Below are 16,494 nucleotides of genomic sequence, written 5' to 3'. Positions count from 1 at the left end.
TATGGTTTTGTCTGATATCAGTGTTAAGCGCCCTGTCCTTGCGACCGTCATGAGCCTTATGCTCTTGCTGGTCGGGATAATCGCTTATGACCGTCTCACGGTACGGGAATATCCAAAGATCGACGTTCCCGTCATCACCGTAGAGACCAACTACCCAGGCGCCAGCGCCAGTATTATAGAAACCCAAGTTACGCAGATCATCGAGGACTCCCTTTCAGGTATCGAAGGGATCGACTTTATGACCTCTATTAGTCGCTCGGAGAGCAGCCAGATCACGATCAACTTTAAGCTCGATCGCGACCCTGACTCCGCGGCCAGTGACGTGCGTGACCGTGTGGGCCGAGTGCGTGGTGCTCTGCCAGATGACATCGATGAACCTATCGTCGCCAAATCTGAAGCCGACGCGCAACCGATTATCTGGCTCGCCTTCTCTTCCGATCGCCACTCCCCCATGGAAGTCTCTGCGTTTGCGGACAAGCGCGTAAAAGATCCGCTGCAAACCGTATCTGGCGTTGCTAGCGTCTTTGTTGCCGGTGAGCGCCGCTACTCGATGCGCATCTGGCTTGATCCAGACCGTCTAACCTCCTACGAGATCACGCCCAGCGATGTGGAAGCCGCACTGCGCGCGCAGAACTTGGAGGTACCCGCTGGCCGTATCGAAAGCACCCAGCGCGAGTTTAGCGTGCTGACCAACAGCGACCTTAACGATGTTGCTGAGTTCGAAAACGTGATTGTTCGCAACGATGCTAACTATCCTATTCGTATCCGCGATATTGCGCGCGTGGAGATTGCTCCTGAATCAGAGCGTGTCATCGGTCGCTTCAACGGCGAAACTGCGGTGGCTTTGGGTGTTGTTAAACAATCAACAGCCAACCCTCTTGATGTCTCTAATGGCGTCAAAGAGGAGATGAAGCGCATTGAGAGCATTCTTCCAGAGGGGATGCGTGTTGCCATCGCCTACGACTCATCGATTTTTATCCAAGCATCTATCGACTCGGTATTTAAAACACTGATCGAAGCCGGGATTCTGGTGGTCGTGGTGATCTTTTTCTTCCTGCGTAACCTGCGTGCAACACTGATTCCGGTGGTGACGATTCCGTTATCATTGGTCGGTGCCTTTGCAATCATGTACGTGTTGGATTACTCCGTTAATACGCTAACACTGTTAGCGATGGTGCTCGCTATCGGCTTGGTGGTCGACGACGCCATCGTTATGCTAGAGAACATCTATCGCCATGTTGAAGAGGGATTATCTCCGGTAAAAGCCGCCTTTATCGGCAGCCGCGAAGTCGGCTTTGCGATTATCGCAACAACATTAACTTTGGTTGCGGTGTATGTCCCTGTGGCACTGACACCCGGGCGCACCGGCAAGCTCTTCACCGAATTTGCTATTACACTGGCAGGCGCGGTGCTAATTTCAGGTTTTGTCGCTCTCACCTTATCGCCGATGATGAGCTCTAAGATGCTCAAGCATGAGAAGAAGCACTCCGCGATCTTCAACATGATTGAGGCGTTCCTCAACGCCATCACCAACGGCTACCGCTTCCTACTTGAGAAGGTACTGCGTAGCGCCCTGCTGGCGATTCTGATTATGGGCGCAAGCTCCTATGGTGTCTGGTTCTATTACCAGCAGCTGCCACAAGAGCTGGCGCCAACAGAAGATCGCGGCACGATTATGTCGTTCTCTATCAACCCAGACGGTTCGTCTGTTGACTATGTTGACCGCTACTCGAAAGCCGTTGAGGGCGTCGTATCGCAACTGGAGGAGAAAGACCGCTTCTTCACCGTGGTGGGCTTCCCTTCTGAGACAAACTCACTCACCTTTATTGGCCTAAAAGACTGGGCCGAACGTGAGCGCAGACAGCAAGAAATTACCGCCGGTTTAACACCACAGTTGTTTGGTGGAGTCACGGGGAACATGACGTTTGCAATGGATCTTCCATCGCTCGGCCAGAGTATTATCTCTCGTCCGGTGGAGTTCATTATCAAGTCAAATGGCACCTATGATGATCTTAAGGCCATTCAAGACAAGGTGATGGCTAAGGTTTACCAAAACCCGATGTTTGTTCAACCTGATACGGATTTGAAGCTCAACAAGCCGGAGCTACAGATCGATATTGACCGTAACAAAGCGTCCGAGGTGGGAGTACCTGTTGAGCGTATTGGCCGCACACTGGAAAGCTATATCGCAGGTCGTGATGTCACTCGCTTTAAAAAGGAGGGGGATCAGTACGATGTGATCGTGCAGGTTGATGCGCAAGAGCGGAACAACCCAAGCGATCTATCAAGCCTCTATGTGCGCAGTGATTCGGGCGACATGATCCAGCTGTCTAACCTGACCACCGTACGTGAAACCGTAGCACCGCGTGAGCTGAACCACTTTGATAAGGTGAAGGCGGTGAAGATCCAAGCGATGATTGCACCGGGCTATAGCTTGGGTGAAGCGCTGGATTTCTTAGATCAGACCCTAACCGAAGTAGCGCCAGAAGCCACTGCAGACTACGGTGGCCAGTCACGTGAGTTTAAAGATTCAACATCGAGCCTGCAGCTCACCTTCACGATGGCACTGATCTTTATCTTCCTTGTTTTGGCAGCTCAGTTCGAGAGCTTCAAAGCACCGTTTATTATCTTGCTCTCGGTACCACCGGCGGTTTTGGGCGCGCTCTTTGCACTGCAAAGTACAGGCGGCAGTATCAGTATCTACAGCCAAATTGGTATCATCACGCTCATCGGCTTGATTGCAAAACATGGTATTCTGATTGTGGAGTTTGCGAACCAGCTACAGGAGCAAGGACGTTCACACTTCGAGGCGATTACCGAAGCTGCAACACTGCGTTTACGCCCTATTCTGATGACCACAGGTGCAACGGTACTTGGCGCGCTGCCACTTGCGCTAGCAGCGGGTGCCGGTGCTGAATCACGCCAGCAGATTGGCTGGGTTATCGTCGGCGGTATGCTGTTTGGTACGCTAATTACACTGTTTGTCATCCCAACGGTGTATAGTTTCTTGGGTAAACGCCGCCCCAATACGATCGAACAAGAATACGCGGAAACACTTAAGTAAGGACTAGATTGATGAAATTGATCTCACATGCAATACGTGTTGCGCTGGTTGCAGGGCTATGCAGCTCTGCCGCTGCTCAAGCGGGCTCTCTTGAAGAGATCTACCGCAAGGCGCTCAATAATGATCCGCAATTAAAAGCGGCCCAAGCAAACTATCGCGCCGATAAAGAAGCATTGCCGCAAGCAAAAGCAAACTTACTCCCCGTTGTTAATGCCGAAGCCAAAACGGGCTACGTCGACGGTGAGAACGACTCTTACAATACAAATGGTTACACGGTCAGTTTAGTTCAGCCGGTTTTCTCGGCAGCTAAGTGGCAAACTTATCAACAGGGCAAGGTGCTGGACGAGCAGGCTCAGCTACGCCTTGATCAAGCCCAGCAAGCGTTGATTTTGCGCACCATCGAGAGTTATCTAAACGTACTTCGTGCACAAAGCAACTTGGATACCGCCCAAGCGCAAGTACGCGCAATCAAACGCCGCCTCGACCAGGTTAACGCGCAGTTTGACGTAGGTTTAATCGCTATCACAGATGTCCATGAAGCGCAGGCATCATACGATAATGCACGTGTTTCACAGATCGAAGCAGAGGGTGCTTTAGACAACAGCTATGAAGCACTGGAACGCCTCATTGGTGAGCCGGTTGATAACCTTGATCAGCTAGCAGCGGACTATCCGATACAAGCACTGAGCCCAGCAGAGCCACAACCATGGCTCAAGAAAGCGCTACAGGATAACCTCTCATTGCGTGTTGCCACGTCAAACGTGGAGGTTGCGCGCCGCAGCGCGAAGATCGCTAAAGCGGGCCACCTGCCGACGGTTGATCTCAATGCATCGCACGGCGAAACCAACGCACTTAACGATGTTGAAACGAGTCAGATCGGTCTAACGCTTAGCGTACCTCTCTATCAAGGAGGAGCGATTAGCTCACGCTCCCGGCAGAACTACGCGCTGCTAGATGCCAGCATGCAAACTCAAGAAGATACGCTGCGTGCAGTGCGTCAAACAACACGCAGCCTGCTCCGCGACCTTAAAACCAATGTTTTGAGCGTAGCTGCGCGCCAACAAAGTATCGTCTCCAGCGAAGCCGCTTTAAAAGCGACCAGTGAAGGCTTTAACGTTGGCACACGTAACGTGGTTGACGTACTACAAGCCGAGCAAGCGCTTTATGCGGCACAACGTGATTACGCCAGCGCGCGCTTTGATTACGTGCTTAATCTGTTTACCTTCAAGCAGCAGATTGGCACCTTGAATCCAGACGATATCTACGCACTGGATGAGTGGCTTATCGCCAACTAGCGCGCATTAACTTGTACGAAAATGCCCGCCATTGAGCGGGCTTTTTTTGTGCTCAGACAAGACCGACTTAATCCCTCGTTGACCACCCTGCGTACAGATAAGAGAATACTAATATTGAGACTTATCGTTGGAGGATAACCTGTGATCACACTCGAGCAGCGTCAGCGCCAAATAGAGGAACACCACGGCGGAAACGGTGAAAAAGCGGCACAGCGTACACTTGATAACTTCGCTCGGCACCACAACGAAGACTTTTGGACTTTCTGGCAGCAAGCGGTGTTACAGCGCTTACCCGCCTCTCCCAAGCGGCTACTTGATCTTGGCTGCGGAACTGCGCAGTTTCTTCAAGCGATCTCGCAGCAGTTACCCCACGTAAAGTTGACCGGTATTGAGTGCGCACCCTACATGTTGGCTAAACAAGTTTCATTGCCAATGGATAGCACCCTACTCGTAGACGATTTGAACGCTCCCGAACGCGAATGTATCGAACCAAGCTCCCAGCATATCATCATGGCAAATATGCTACTGCACGAATTAGAACAACCGATATCAGCGCTACTCGCCTGCCATCACTGGCTTGCTGATGATGGGTTACTGGTCGTTATCGATATGGTGCGCCAACCGCTCGCGTCCTACCTACCCCACGCCCTTCGCGATACTGCCGTCGCAGCGCTATCAGATACCGAGCGAGCGTTTCACTTTCGCCAGTTTCAAGAGCACAACCGTTACACAGCGGACGATCTAGCTTGGCTGTTAACCGAGTGTGGCTTTGAGATCTGCCACCGCGATGCTATTCGTAGCGGGCGAGCAGCGCGCTTCGTGGTGAGAAAAGCGCCCCACTAAACAAAAAAACCCAGCACTGTTACGATGCTGGGTTTTCGTTTCATGGGGCGCTTTTTGTCTTAGTGGATAACTGGGCTATCTTCATCGCCCTCTGGCATGATCATATGCCCAACCCCATCCCGAGCCAGCGCACCATGCTCTTCGGCAACCTCCAATAACTGATCCAACAGAATATTAGTTAGGTGGCCGCTGATAATCATGCCGGCCGGCGGATCACCAGAAAACAGCTCCTCATCCACCAGACCATCTGGACGAAGCCCAAGCAATAGTGGGTTTTCTTTCACAAGGGGTGCAATATCATCCGGCGCAAAAACCGAGTAGGAGCTGGATACTTCAAGTGCTAACTGATAAGCATCGTGCGCTTCGGTTTCCAGCTTTTGTAAGAAGCTCTCTTCCGCCGCTCGAAAACGTGCTGTCAGTAATCCCACACCAGGTTTGCTCAAATTGCTCGTTGCTTGCTTTGAGAGGCTGTAATCTGCCAGCATTGGATAGCTGCGTGTGGGGTCGAGCTCTTTCTCATCGACCATCACGTTACCCTCTTCATCAAGCCGCAGCCAGTCATTCTCGACCGCCACTGCCAGCAAGTTCTCTAGCGCAACCATGACCAAATTACTGGCGATGATGGCACCCACCGATGGGTTACCACGCTCTTTAGGGTCAGCTATCAGATCGCTCGCTCGGGAAGCGAGCAACGAGGGCTCCTCCTCAACAAGCTCGGCCATACGGTCGGTATCGAGGTAGAGCATTTCATGACAAAGGCGCTCAGCGGTCATAAAAGGAAGCGCGGCATCCTGCACCATCCGCTGTTTGTATTCGTCCCTTACACCTTCAAGGATACTTGAAAGAATTTGACTCATGGATTTATCTCATCAATAGGGGCAAAAGCAACAGAATACCCAGTGAATAATCAGAAGGCGCTACGAACGTCGGCACCTTGCTACATAGTTTAGACCCATTTAATGGATTTTGATCCCTATCGGCTCCACGCCATGCTTCATACCATCAAAGCAATCGCGTAGTTCACTCAGCGGTGATAAGCCGTAATCAACCGGATCAACTGGCAACTCAATCCAATCAAGCGACCAGATGCGGGTCATCAACTCATACTCACCGATGAGCGCATCAAGGAAGATCATAACGGCTTCAGTGCGCGGATCCATCTCGAGTACTTTCGGAACATCATGCATATACACGGCAAGGTGGAGCTTGTTATCAATTGTGCGCAGGGAGTACCAATAGTCATCGAGTTCACAGATCTCATCGGCCACATTGATATGGCTAGGGATCGGATCGTAACGATGGTTAAAGGCCTTAAATTGAATACCCGCAAGGCTCGGCGCAGCGCCAACTAAGCTCAGTACCGAGTGGATCGACTCAGGATAGCCATCGCAGCCGAAGATCATCTCAATCGCGCCATCTTCAGCGTCTTTTTCGAAGTGGAACGTTAAATTGCGATCAATTTTTTGCAGCGTTTCACGATAACCACTTAATAATGCATCCGCATCAAACTGGTTTTCACTACGGCTGGTTAGCAGTTGATCGATGGTGTGCTCGACATGCGCCCAGAAATCTTCGATGTTTTTACGCGACTGCATCATTACGTACGTGGTACCACTACACCCGTTTGGCCTTGATACTTGCCCTGACGGTCACGATAGGAGGTTTCACACACCTCATCCGCACCAAGGAATAGCATCTGTGCAACCCCTTCATTCGCATAGATCTTCGCAGGTAATGGTGTCGTGTTGGAGAACTCCAGCGTCACGTGGCCTTCCCACTCTGGCTCAAGCGGTGTCACGTTGACGATAATGCCGCAACGGGCGTAGGTGCTCTTCCCTAGACAGATCGTTAGGACATCACGGGGAATATGGAAATACTCTACCGTCCGCGCGAGCGCGAAAGAGTTTGGCGGGATAATGCAAACATCCGACTGCACATCCACGAAACTGCCTTCATCAAAATCTTTCGGATCCACCACTGAGGAGTTGATATTCGTAAAAATTTTGAACTCATCAGCACAGCGCACATCGTAGCCATAACTAGAGGTTCCATAAGAGATCATTGCACCCCGTTCGCTTGAGCGCACTTGGTTTGGCTCAAAAGGAGAGATCATCTTATGTTCTTGCGCCATACGGCGAATCCAGCTATCCGATTTAATGCCCATTAAATGTCCTGCAACTGACGGTTAGTAAAGCGCGCGATTATAGCCTTTTTGGCAAAAAAAATCCGCATTTAAATGGCAATAAATGCGGATCTTTTCGCGTGAAAAGCTAATAAGCGTTAGTCATCAACCACATGGATCTGTGGCATGGAAGGTGCGGCCTCAGCTGCACTGTCCAGTGCGCTAACAACTTCGCGGGCGACCGCTAAGTAATGCCCTGCTAACACGCTTTGTGGATCAGCAACCACCGTCGGTTTTCCGCTATCGGCTTGTTCACGGATGGCAAGCGATAGAGGCAACGCGCCTAACTGGCGAGTGTCGTATTCACGGGCGATACGCTCACCACCACCAGCGCCAAAAATATGCTCCTCATGGCCACATGCGGAGCAAATATGAGTACTCATATTTTCCACCACACCAATCACAGGAATATTTACTTTACGGAACATTTCAATACCTTTCTTGGCATCAAGCAGCGCGATATCCTGCGGCGTGGTCACGACCACAGCACCCGACAGCGCGACCTTTTGCGACAAGGTTAGCTGAATATCGCCAGTACCCGGCGGCATATCGATGAGCAAGTAATCTAGCTCGCCCCAGACTGTTTGAGTAATTAGCTGCTGCAACGCTCCGCTTGCCATTGGACCACGCCATACCATGGCGGTCTTCTCGTCCACCAGCAAGCTGATCGACATCACCTTCAGGCCGTGGGTCTCCACTGGCATCATGCTGTTTTCGCTGATCTGCTCAGGGCGAGTGCCCTCAGTAATACCGAGCATCATCCCCATACTCGGGCCGTAGATGTCAGCATCTAAAACCCCAACTCGATACCCTTGCGCAGCAAGAGCCAGCGCTAAGTTCGCCGTTGTCGTGGATTTGCCAACACCGCCCTTACCGGAAGCGACTGCAACAACATGTTTTACTCCGGCCAAGCCGGGCGCTGAAGATTGCATCTTTTCTCTCCTAATCAGATAAACACGCCTCTCTTAGTGAGACCACCCGTTTACCAAATGACCAAATACCTGAGTAATTGTATCAACTATTAGTTAGCTCTGGCTATCATCTAGAAACAGAAAGCCATCAGCATCTAAATAACCTGCTCGCCGCGTTCGGAACCAGCGCACTCCCTGCTCGATAAATATCGCGTCATCGGCATTACAGTGCTGACTCACTTGCGCACCACCAACGATGATTTCGCCCACCTCTTCAGGCATCGCAAGTTGACCACCAGGTTTTTCGATACGCACGGCCGTGCCAGGCAGCGCCATGCCCACCGAGCCTACCAGCGTGCCGCGCTGAACGCTCCACCAGCGCGTACTCAGATAATCGGGGATATTCACCGTTGCCACCGCAGCGACCTCAGCGCACCCAAACCCCTCTAACACGGGCTTGTGGAATCTTGCTAGAAACGCATCTTGTGAGGCGCCATCAAGCTTACCGCCGCCGCAAACAACCAAACGCAGCGACGACAGCATGGCAGGATGAACAGCCTCAGTGCCCAGCAAAGCTTTGGTAATATCTGGCGTCATAAAAAACAAACTAGCGCGATAACGGGCAATGGTTTTAGCTATGGCCAGACTCTCGTGCGATTTCGTTTGATAGACAACGGATAACGGCTCCAGCCAAGGCAGAAACAGATGGGTGAGCAACCCGTAAGCCGTTGAGAACGGCAACACACCGGCGAGCCGCTCATCTTCACGCCGATTGAGAAGGTCAAACAGCTGACGAACATTCGCCACGATATTTTGATGGCTTAAACCGACAGATCGCCACTGACCGTCAGCATGTTGAGTGAGCGTAATAGCCGCAAGCGCTTGCGTATCAGTAGCGCTACCAAACCAACGCGCCAGCAGCTTAGTAGGTAACAAAGCCGCACCCAACATACCTATCGAGCGCCCCAACCAACCAGCTTGATCATGCACCGATTCTAGTGTCACCACTGGGAATGCATTAAGCTGCAAGGCACTCAGCCCAAGCAGGTTTAACGTGTAGTCCGACGTGATAACGCCCTCGGCGCCGCTAACAGCGACCTGCTTTTTCAACTCATCTAGGTCAGCCGTTGGATTTAGATTAACAACCACTTTCCCCGCAAGCAGCGCCGCCATATTGGCCAACGCAGCCGAAACGCCTGCCGGCAGCACAATAGCTATACGATCACCGCCAACACGACGAACATACTGCGCCAACACCAATGCCGCAGCGAGCTGCTGATAGGCATTCAATGGCTTTGCACCTTGATCAAAACGCGCTACCGCACCTCGCCAGCGTTTCATATTCTTGATAAAAAGCTCAGGAATTGCGGGCTGCTTTTCGATATAGGCTTGCCATGCCACCACCGCTAAGTGGGCGACCGCTTGCTTAACGTCTTCAGCTTTAGCATCAGCAGATAAAGGCGCGCCAAATGCAACAATCACATCTCGCTTCCATCCCGTGCGCTGGTCCGCTTGTAACGTGTCCTCCGCACGGGACCAGCGGCTGCCCCACAGGCCACGTAGGTAGAAAGGCACAATAGCCACCCCTGTATCCGCAACAGTGCGCTCAAAGCCGCGGCGAAACTGACCAAGCTGGCCCGTATAGCTGATCGCCCCCTCAGGAAACAAGCATACGACTTCTCCTGCTTTGAGCAGCGCCTGCACCTGTTCAAGCGATGTGCGACTACTCTTACCTTTGGAGATGGGGATCACGCCGAACAGATCCAAAAACCAGCGCAAGTACCAGCGCTCATAGATGGAGCGCTCCATGACAAACCGAATCGGTCGCGGACAGGCCATCTGAATCATCGCCCAATCCAACCAACTGATATGGTTACCAAGCAGCAACATCCCTTCGCCTTCCGGCTTCAGATTGTGGAACCCTTGCACTGTTAAGCGATAGCGCTGACGCATTAGCGCAGCAACCAGAATGCGAATAAAAGCCTCTGGCAGCAGCCAAAGCGCAACCAAGAAGACCAGTGCAGCAATGCCGATCAACATGATCAGCAGCCAACTCGCGGGCATCTCCAATAGCGAGAAAACCGCTGTAAGCACCAAGCCGGTCAACATCGCGATATTCTGTAAAAAGTTGTTTCCAGCCAGCACTTTGCCCAGCTTTTGCTGCGGCGCATGGAACTGAATCAGCGCGTTAAGTGGTATCGTCATCAATGCACCACTGAGCCCTATCAGTAAGAAATAACCACCGGCTTCTAACAACGAACCGGCTTGCGGTAACAATACTAAACCCACCAGTAAGCCCAACGCCCCTGCTGGAATGAGACCGGTGTTGATATGGTGCGCCGACAGCCGCCCTGCCAGCACCGAACCGAGCATAATGCCCACTCCCGCCAGCGCCATCGCACCTTGGATATGGAAGGTATTACTAGCGTCTAGCGCCACCTCCGCATACGAAGGGAAAACCGCCAGCATGATCTGGCTAATGGTCCAGAAGGAGGCCAAGCCAAGCACCGAGCGCAAAATCGCCTTAGAGCTTGTGACATAACGTAAGTTTTTCTTGAGCAACTGCCCACGGCGATACGCCGCCCAATTGAAAGGCTCTGTAGAGTTGGGCTGTTTGCGCACCGGCAAGCGCTGCGCCAGCCATGCCTCTAGTAGTGCACCGGCCACCAGCAGCCAACCGAGCGGGGCGATGGTTTGTAGGATAGCTGCTGTTTCCCAAGTACCTGTCGCGGGTAGCCAAGCCGCGAAAAGCGTTTCAAAGAGTAGTGAAAAGCTCACTATCCCGAGCAAAATCGCAACCATGGTCACCGACTGCATCCAACTGTTGCCTTCGCTGATATTGTCGGTGCCTACCAAGTCACGGATGAAGCCATACTTTGCAGGAGAGTACAGCGCGCTTTGCAACGCCAGCACAAATGTCATGCCGAAGGCGAGTTCAAACCAGCCTTGGTAGTAGCTGAGGGTAATCAGTAATGTGATTGCCACCGCACTTCTGGCGGCCCAGCGCATCACTAACGGTTTCGCGAAGCGGTCCGATAGGTAGCCTGCGGGTGTTAACAAGCCGATAAAAGGCAACAATATCAGCGCATTAACAACCGCCGTTAGCATCACCTGCTCGGGGCCATCATAAGCTTTAAATAGGGTATTCTGGACAATGATTTTATGCCCTAGGTCGACAAATGCATTGATAAAAGCGACCGCCAAAAAAGCGATAAACCCGTTAATACGCAGCAGTGCTAGCATGACCCGACTCCTGTTGCCATCCGTTGATAAAATTCTCGATTAAGCTGGCGAGAATAGCCTGCTCGGCGGTCGTTTGCTGTAAGAACAGTTTGTCTCGCAAGGTCAGCACTGCCACACCATGCACACCTCCCCAAACGGCGCGCGCAGCACAGCGCACTTGCTCGGAATCAGCACGAGGGTTGAGGCGTGCTAACAGTACTTCGATCTCTTGAAAGAGGTGCTCTATCTGCTGACTTAAAGCCTCAGGCATTGAGCAACTACTTGCGGAGCGATGTTCAAACAGCAGTGACCAGAGTGCATGGTGCTGTTTTGCAAACATGACGTAATCGCTGGCCAGCCCTGCCAACTGCTCTGCGGCACCGAGGCTCTGACGCGGCAAAAGAGCGCTATTGAGACGCTTCAGCGTACGTAAGTTAATTTGCCAATAAAGGTCATCGAGGTTAGCAAACACTTGATACAGCGAACCTGCGGTGTAACCGATCCGGGTGGCTACTTTTCGTGCCGATACACCAGCAACGCCCTCCTCGATCAATAACGCTTCTGCTGCATCCAAAGCGAGCGCTTTAATTTCGTCTCGGGAGTGATCATTACGCCTTGCCATACCAGTAACGCACCTTAATTGAACAGTGTTTAAAAACAACCTTAATTAAACATCGTTTAATTATCAATAGTTTTATTCGATGAGGGTAAAGATCAATTAGCGCCACTCGCGCATCACAACATGGGTTGTCACCGTCACATCGCTGGGAAGCAACTGGTCAATCTGGTAGCGCAGCTCATGTAATTGCTGCATATCGGTGGTTTCAACGAATGCAAATAGATCAACTTCACCACTGACACCATGGCAACACGTCACCCCCGGCAAGCTCAGTAACCGCGCAGCAATCTCTTCGCAGCGGTAACCTTTTTGCGTTACTTCAAGGTACGCCTGCACCTTTGCCTCTCCCTCAACATACGGAGGGCGTTCAACGCGATAGCCACGGATCTCACCCATCTGTTCCATACGGCGAATGCGCTCCGTAACAGCTGAGCGCGATAGATTCACCCGCTCGGCGATTGCTGAAACGCTAGTGCGTGCGTTTTCGCTTAGCACCGCAAGGATCGCTTGATCAAACTTATCCACTTCTTAGTTACCCAACAAAACGACAGAAAAACCCGCAAAATGACGGCAGCAACGCGCAGTTTGCAGCGCTTAAAAGCCTTAGACTGACTCGGCGTATTTATGTGAAGACACGAGAAATAAGAGATGACTAGGCTAAAACAAACAATTACCCGCTGGCAAGGGATGGGGCTTATCGCAACAACGCTACTGGGTACTGGCGTTTTTATCTTGCCACAACTCACGTTAGCGGCAGCAGGCGATAAAGCGATACTCGCATGGGGACTGCTGCTATTGGCCATTTTGCCGTTAACACAGGTTTTCGCGCAACTGGGACGACACTTCCCCCATGCCGCAGGCCCCGCTTACTTCGTCGAGCGAGCATTCTCGGCAAAAGCTGGCCGAGTCGTCGGTTTGATGTTTCTCTTTGTGGTGCCGCTCGGCGCGCCTGCAGCACTGATGATCACCTTTGAGTTTTTAACACCCATCGCGACCCTCAATGAAGGTGAAGAGCTATTCGGACAGCTTCTGCTACTGGGAATCATCTTCATCATTAACCGCCAAGGGATTCAACTCTCAGGCACGCTGCAACTGGGCCTAACTATTGCGATTACCGGTGTGGTCATTCTGTTGTTCGTTGCGGTGGTGGCAAGCCCGCCTGCTATTCACCCAGAACATACCGCCATACCGGGTACCTGGAGTGGTGTTATGGTTGCAGTCAGCATCGCGATTTGGAGCTTTCTAGGTATCGAGACAGCCACGCACCTGAGCGAGGAGTTTCGTGACGTACAGCGCGATTTCATGCCAGCAATGCTCATTGGCGTTGTGCTAGTTGGCCTGATCTATATCGGGTGCACCCACCTTTCAAGCTTTGGCCTTGGGCAGCCGCTCGCCATTGTGGGTACCTTCGAGCAACTCTTCGGCGGCGTGGGGCGTTGGGTTATCGCTTTGCTTGGATTTATCAGCGGCATCGCAACCGTAAATGTCTACTTTGCGAGTGTGGCGCGTCTTGCCTGGAGCTTCAGTTGCGAAGGCGTCCTCCCGCAGCGGCTTGCAAAGCTCAATAAACATCAAACACCCGAAATGGCACTGATGAGCTTTCTATTGATCTCGGCGGGTGTACTGCTGCTAAGCCACCTGTTGGCATTACCCTATACAGCGATGATGCAGTGGGTGAACGGTGTTTTTGTGCTGGTTTACATCGCGAGTATGCTGGCCGCATGGCGTTTACTACCACAAGCTAACCGGCTATGGATCACTCTCGGTCTGCTTGCTTGTCTGCTCTTCATCATTAGCTTAGGAGCAGCCATGATCTATGCCGCACTTCTGTTAGCCACAACTGGATTATGGGTATCGCGCCAGCCAGGCAAGGCTACACAAGCGTCATAAAAAACGCGGCCTTTGGCCGCGTTCTTCATTAGCGCTTTGTTAGATAAACGCCACACTCGAGGTGATGGGTGTAGGGAAACTGGTCGAACACCGCAAAGCGCTCGACTTTGTGGGTGCGACAGATGGTTTCCAGATTGCTGTAAAGCGTGTCAGGGTTACAGCTGATGTAAACAATATTGTCGTACTCAGTCACCTGCTCGATTGTGCCATCATCGAGACCTGCGCGCGGTGGATCAACCAAAACAGTCGAGAACTTACAAGAATCTAACTCAAGCCCAGCCACTTTACGCGTCTCTTTCTTGCCTTGCAGCACAAGCGTGAGGTCCTCTGAAGGCATACGCAGAATATCGAGGTTCTCGATATTATTAGACTCAATATTCTCTTGTGCAGCACGCACCGATGTTTTGGAGATCTCCGTTGCGACAACACGCCGGAAATTCTGCGCTAATGGGATCGTAAAGTTGCCATTACCGCAGTAAAACTCGACCAAATCACCGCCGGCATCTCGCGTCACATCAAGCGCCCAGCGAATCATGTCACGGCACACTTCACCGTTTGGTTGGGTGAAGCTATTTTCAACCTGTTTGTAGGTATAGGTGCGCCCGTTGATCTCCATCTTTTCCATAACGAAGTCGCGCTCCAGCACCACTTTCTTTTTACGTGAGCGCCCCACCACATCGATGTTAAAGCGCGAGCGCAGCAGCTGTACTTGCTCTTCCCATGCCTCATCAATCGGACGATGATAAAGCAAACTAACCAACAACTCGCCAGATAAGGTGCTCAGGAAGTCAATTTGAAACAGCTTAAAACGCAGATCTCTGTTGTCACGAATGACGTCCAACAGCTCGAACATGACATTGCGAATCGGTAGCGCCACCATTTCGCATTCGTCGAGACGCACTGGATTACGGTTATCACCCGGTTCAAACATAACGTAGTAAAGATCATCACCATCATGCCAAACACGGAACTCTGCACGTAAGCGGTAATGCTTCTTGGGCGATGCAAACGACTCTATCTGAGGAGGTTCAAACGCTGCAAAGCGTGCTTGGATATCCGCCACTTTTTCAGACAAAAGAGCATCGTATTGATCGGGTCGAATATCGGGAAGCGCCATGGAACAACCTCAAAAGCTTGGTAAATAAGAGAGCGAGGCATTCTAGCAGTACAAAGAAGTGGGTCAACCGCTGTTGCTGCGCCGGCACATATTAAACCGGCACAACAGCAGCCATCGTTTTACTGATACTTGGCAGCCAGTGCTTGCCAGTCATTGAGTTTGTGCTCTACACCCAGGCGCTCAAGATACTTGAGCGCTAGCTGGCTGGAGATTTTCGCATCGTAGGCGGAACTAACCGGAGCAAGCAGCGCGTCAGCTACATGCACAGCGGTTAATGGCTGAAACTCATCACTAGCACTGCTGGCAGGGAAATGATGGAACAGCACCGCTTCAATCACCGCAGGTGGAAGATTCCATAGCCCTAGCAAGTAGGCACCTGCTTCGGCGTGGGAAACGCCAATGTTCATCTTCTCTACAACGTATAAAGGCTGCTGCATCTCACCGGATAAACCAACAACCTGTCGGTAGCCCTCAGGATCATGATTGGCCAGTAACAACATACCGAAGTCGCTTAGCAGGCCCGCAAGAAACGCTTGCGCCTGAGCATTGCGGTCAGCACCGACCGAGCGGCTGATATCCTGGGCTAGCCGCGCCACCAGCAACGAACGTTGGTGTACTTGTTCAAACGAAAAGCTATCCCAACCATAACCTGATGGCAGTGCCTCAAACAGGTGGGATGACAACGCTAAGTCACGAATCAAACGCAGCCCCAGAATCGTCACAGCTTCGTTCAAACGATAGATTTGCCTCTCCAAACCAAAGAACGCCGAATTGACCAGTTGGAGAACCTTCGCTGCCATCGCTGGGTCTTGCTCGAGTATCTCAGAGATATCGTTCGCGTTAGCGTGGCCAGACATTAATGCCTGATTGAGCTTTTCATAAATAGCAGGCAGCGATGGAAGCCGCTTGATACCACCGATGACGCGTTTGATCTCAGGGCGCTGAATCAGGCCAATCACCTTTAACGCACGCTCAACAGCACAGGAGATCTGCACATCCGTACAATCAAAAGGTAAACACGAGTGTGCCACTTCAGCCACTCGAGCCGTTAGGGTTGGCGAGAGGTTACTCGCTACCACGATACGCACCGCATCAGGGCGCAAACGAATGATCTCGGCAAGCGCTGAGACCGTTTGCTCTGCGTCAGCAGGAATACCGATGATAAGAATGTCATAGTGATACTGCTCAATGCGTTCGAGCAGTTCTTCGGAGGAATCAACGTAATTGACGAACCAGCTATTTAGCTCGGCAACCGTACTGATAGCATCATCCCTAAGTGCAGCTGAGCGACACACCAGAATGCTCTTGTCATGCATTGCTGGTTTCACTTTCGCGTCCATATTGGGTCCAC

Annotated in this window: 13 protein-coding genes; 4 read left to right on the top strand and 9 right to left on the bottom strand. The window is 51.8% G+C overall.

Features of this window, described 5'->3' with window-relative positions:
• Position 1: 1 nt before the first annotated feature.
• From E4L36_RS05140 to E4L36_RS05130, 3 genes are all read left to right on the top strand, one after another.
• Positions 2–3,064: an efflux RND transporter permease subunit gene (locus E4L36_RS05140; RefSeq protein ID WP_136679537.1), complete on the top strand. Its 3,063-nt coding sequence runs from the start codon at positions 2–4 to the stop codon at positions 3,062–3,064.
• A gap of 11 nt (positions 3,065–3,075) precedes the next feature.
• A complete protein-coding gene (locus tag E4L36_RS05135; protein ID WP_136679535.1) occupies positions 3,076–4,359 on the top strand; it encodes a TolC family outer membrane protein in 1,284 nt (427 codons plus the stop codon).
• Positions 4,360–4,500: 141 nt separating this feature from the next.
• Positions 4,501–5,202, top strand: coding sequence for a class I SAM-dependent methyltransferase (locus tag E4L36_RS05130; protein WP_136679533.1), 702 nt, complete (start codon positions 4,501–4,503; stop codon positions 5,200–5,202).
• Positions 5,203–5,261: 59 nt separating this feature from the next.
• Here the strand turns inward: E4L36_RS05130 and E4L36_RS05125 are convergent, their stop codons facing one another.
• The 7 genes from E4L36_RS05125 to E4L36_RS05095 all read right to left on the bottom strand — a co-directional run bounded on the left by E4L36_RS05125 (position 5,262) and on the right by E4L36_RS05095 (position 12,661).
• Positions 5,262–6,059, bottom strand: a complete 798-nt coding sequence (locus E4L36_RS05125) for a hypothetical protein (protein WP_136679530.1) — start codon at positions 6,057–6,059, stop codon at positions 5,262–5,264.
• 99 nt (positions 6,060–6,158) lie between these two features.
• Entirely contained in the window at positions 6,159–6,800 is a 642-nt protein-coding gene (locus tag E4L36_RS05120; RefSeq protein WP_136679528.1) for a hypothetical protein, read from the bottom strand.
• Positions 6,800–7,366 (bottom strand): dCTP deaminase, encoded by a 567-nt coding sequence (dcd, locus tag E4L36_RS05115; protein WP_136679526.1) that lies wholly within the window; start codon positions 7,364–7,366, stop codon positions 6,800–6,802. The genes E4L36_RS05120 and dcd overlap by 1 nt, the downstream gene beginning before the upstream one ends.
• 116 nt (positions 7,367–7,482) lie before the next feature.
• Complete coding sequence (gene apbC, locus E4L36_RS05110; protein ID WP_136679524.1) at positions 7,483–8,316, bottom strand: iron-sulfur cluster carrier protein ApbC; 834 nt, start codon at positions 8,314–8,316, stop codon at positions 7,483–7,485.
• A gap of 93 nt (positions 8,317–8,409) precedes the next feature.
• Positions 8,410–11,538 carry an MFS transporter gene (locus E4L36_RS05105; RefSeq protein ID WP_136679522.1) on the bottom strand — a complete coding sequence of 1,043 codons (3,129 nt, stop codon included), beginning with the start codon at positions 11,536–11,538 and terminating at the stop codon, positions 8,410–8,412.
• Entirely contained in the window at positions 11,516–12,139 is a 624-nt protein-coding gene (locus E4L36_RS05100) for a TetR/AcrR family transcriptional regulator (protein WP_136679520.1), read from the bottom strand. The genes E4L36_RS05105 and E4L36_RS05100 overlap by 23 nt, the downstream gene beginning before the upstream one ends.
• A gap of 96 nt (positions 12,140–12,235) precedes the next feature.
• Positions 12,236–12,661: an Lrp/AsnC family transcriptional regulator gene (locus E4L36_RS05095; protein WP_136679518.1), complete on the bottom strand. Its 426-nt coding sequence runs from the start codon at positions 12,659–12,661 to the stop codon at positions 12,236–12,238.
• Positions 12,662–12,784: 123 nt separating this feature from the next.
• On the opposite strand from E4L36_RS05095, the gene yjeH reads away from it, so the two are divergent.
• Positions 12,785–14,026, top strand: a complete 1,242-nt coding sequence (yjeH, locus tag E4L36_RS05090; RefSeq protein ID WP_136679516.1) for an L-methionine/branched-chain amino acid transporter — start codon at positions 12,785–12,787, stop codon at positions 14,024–14,026.
• 28 nt (positions 14,027–14,054) lie between these two features.
• Here the strand turns inward: yjeH and trmA are convergent, their stop codons facing one another.
• A complete protein-coding gene (gene trmA / locus E4L36_RS05085; protein ID WP_136679514.1) occupies positions 14,055–15,143 on the bottom strand; it encodes a tRNA (uridine(54)-C5)-methyltransferase TrmA in 1,089 nt (362 codons plus the stop codon).
• A gap of 119 nt (positions 15,144–15,262) precedes the next feature.
• Positions 15,263–16,483: an HDOD domain-containing protein gene (locus tag E4L36_RS05080; RefSeq protein WP_136679512.1), complete on the bottom strand. Its 1,221-nt coding sequence runs from the start codon at positions 16,481–16,483 to the stop codon at positions 15,263–15,265.
• Between the last annotated feature and the right edge of the window lie 11 nt (positions 16,484–16,494).

The organism is Neptunomonas sp. XY-337 (assembly GCF_004959845.1).
Taxonomy (GTDB): domain Bacteria; phylum Pseudomonadota; class Gammaproteobacteria; order Pseudomonadales; family Balneatricaceae; genus Neptunomonas; species Neptunomonas marina.
This window is presented reverse-complemented; position numbering and strand designations above follow the sequence as displayed.